This window comes from Streptomyces sp. NPDC029216 (genome assembly GCF_040648015.1).
Classification (GTDB): domain Bacteria; phylum Actinomycetota; class Actinomycetes; order Streptomycetales; family Streptomycetaceae; genus Streptomyces.
In genome coordinates, this window is the sequence record NZ_JBEZWL010000292.1 from 1 (window position 1) to 2,385 (window position 2,385).

Annotated in this window: 2 protein-coding genes and 1 pseudogene; all 3 read left to right on the forward strand. The window is 79.5% G+C overall.

The window, feature by feature from the left end:
• A partial coding sequence (locus tag AB0F18_RS39040; RefSeq protein WP_362070254.1) for an AMP-binding protein occupies window positions 1-1,126 on the forward strand: 1,126 nt, incomplete at its 5' end.
• A complete protein-coding gene (locus AB0F18_RS39045) occupies window positions 1,123-1,878 on the forward strand; it encodes a glycosyltransferase family 2 protein (RefSeq protein ID WP_362070257.1) in 756 nt (251 codons plus the stop codon). The genes AB0F18_RS39040 and AB0F18_RS39045, both read left to right, overlap by 4 nt.
• A pseudogene (locus AB0F18_RS39050) lies at window positions 1,875-2,385 on the forward strand (cytochrome P450); the annotation flags it as partial. The gene AB0F18_RS39045 and the pseudogene AB0F18_RS39050, both read left to right, overlap by 4 nt.

The window sequence follows — 2,385 nt, forward strand, 5'->3', positions numbered from 1 at the left end:
GGCGCGGCCGCTGGCCCGGCGGGCCCGGCTGGAGCTGCCGGAGCTGGCCGCGCTGGGGCCGGTGGCCACCGTCGGGCCCCGGCTGCCGGGGTGCGCGCCCGCGCTGGACCTGGGGGCGCCGCGGGCGGGGGTGCCGGCCGGGTACGCGGGGGACGGGGACGCGGTGGTGGTGTTCACTTCCGGGACCACCTCGCGGCCGCGTGCGGTGGTGCACACCCGGGCGGGGCTGGCCGCCGGGATGGAGACGGTGTCCGCGCTGTTCGACGCCGGCGGCGGCGCGCCCGTGCTGGGCGGGACCTTCTTCGTGCTGGTGCCCTCGCTGGCGCACGGGGCGCCGGTCGCGCTGCCGGCCCGCTCCCCCGCCGTGCTGGCCCGGCAGCTGGGGCGGCTGCGGCCCCGGGACACGTACCTGACCCCGCCGCAGCTGCGGGACGCGCTCGGGGCGGGTGCCCGGTTCGGGGGCCGGGTGTGGACGGGTTCGGCTCCGGCGAGCGCGGCCCTGCTGGGCCGGGTCCGGGAGGCGGGCGCGCGGGAGGCGTGGGGGGTGTACGCGCTGACCGAGCTGTTCCCGGCGGCGGCGGTGGAGTCCCGGGAGAAGGCCGCCTTCGACGGCGCCGGGGACCTGGTCGGCGCCCCGCTGCCCGGGGTGCGCACGGCCGTGGACGCGCGGGGGCAGCTGCTGCTGACCGGTCCCGCCGCCCGGGACCGCTACCTGGGCGAGGAGCCCGACCCGTGGGTGCGTACGGGCGACCGGGCCCGGCTGGACGGCGCGGGGCGGATCGTGCTGGAGGGCCGCTGCAAGGACATGGTGCTGCGGCGGGCCGAGAACATCTATCCGGGCCTGTACGAGCCGGGGCTGCACGTGCCGGGTGTGGAGCTGGGGGTGCTCGTCGGGGTTCCGGCGGGCGACGGGGACGAGCACCTCGTCGCGGTGGTGCAGCCGCAGCGCGGGGTGCCCGAACCGGCGCTGCGCGCGGCCCTGTCGGAGCCGCTGCGGGCGATGGGCGCGGCCCGGCCGGACGCGCTGCTGTTCGCGGAGATCCCGCTGTCGGGGCGCTCGCGCAAACCGGACCGGGCGGCGGTGTCCGCGCTGGCGGCGGCCCGGCTGGGGCGGGGCGCGGGGTGAGCCTGTGGGTGGTGGTCCCGGCGTACAACGAGGCGGGGTCGATCGGGGCGACGCTGGCGGCGCTGGCCGCGCAGGAGGACACCGGCTTCCGGCTGGTGGTCGTCGACAACGCCTCGACGGACGGGACGGCCCGGGTGGTACGGGAGTTCGCGCGCTCGGCGCCCTTCCCCGTCGAGCTGGTGCACGAGCCCGAGCCGGGGGCGGGGACGGCGGCGGACACCGGGTTCCGGCACGCGGTGCGCGGCGGGGCGCGCCTGTTGCTGCGTACGGACGCGGACTGTCTGCCGGCCCGGAACTGGACGGCCGTCGCGCGGGCGGAGTTCGGGCGGGGCGCGGAGATGGTGTGCGGGCGGAGCGTGCCGCGCCGGGACGAGCGGCCGACGTTCGCGCAGGCGCGGCTGCTGCCGGCGCTGGTGCGGCTGGCGGCGCTGTACGGGCGGTGGCGGGCCGCGCACCGCGATCCGCGGTTCCGGGCCCCGTACGTGCTGTGCCACGGCCACAACCTCGGCATCACCGCGGAGCTGTACGTGCGCTGCGGCGGGGCCCCGCGCGAGCGGCTGGAGGAGGGCTCGGAGGACGTCACCCTGCTCAACCGGGCGCGGGAGCACAGCGCGCGGATCGTGCGCTGCGAGCGGCTGGTGGTGCAGAGCAGCCTGCGGCGGCTGCGTTCCTGGGGTGCCGGGCGCACCCTGCTCTGGTATTGGGACCGGCGTTACCGGCCCACCGACACGGAAGAGGTCCACGTCAGATGACCACCCCACAAGCCCGGGCGCGCCGGCGCGACCGCCGGGTGTACCTGCGCAGCCATCCGCTGCTGTTCGGGCTGCTGGCCGCGACGCGGGGGCGGGGCGTGCGGCGGCTCGGCGGGACGGTGCTGGTGCACGACGCGCAGGCGTACCGGCAGGCGCTGACCCGGCTGCCACTGGACCGTACGGCGGCGGGGACGACGGGCGGGGCGGCGCGGGAGGCGCTGGGCGGCGGCGGGGGCGTGCTGTTCGACCAGGAGGGCGGCGGGCACCGGGCGGACCGGCGCGGGCTGTCCGAGGGGCTGGGCGCGGGCGGGGTGGAGCGGCTGCGGGAGGTGTGGCGGCCGCTGCTGGTACGGGGGCTCGCGCCCCTGGAGCGGGGCGGGGAAGTGGACGTGGTGGCGCTGGCGCGGGAGCTGGCGGGGTCGGTGGTGTGCGCCCTGCTGGACTGCGCGGCCGACCCGCGGGAGCTGGCGCGGGCGGCGGCCGAGGCGGCGGCGGCCTCGGTACGGG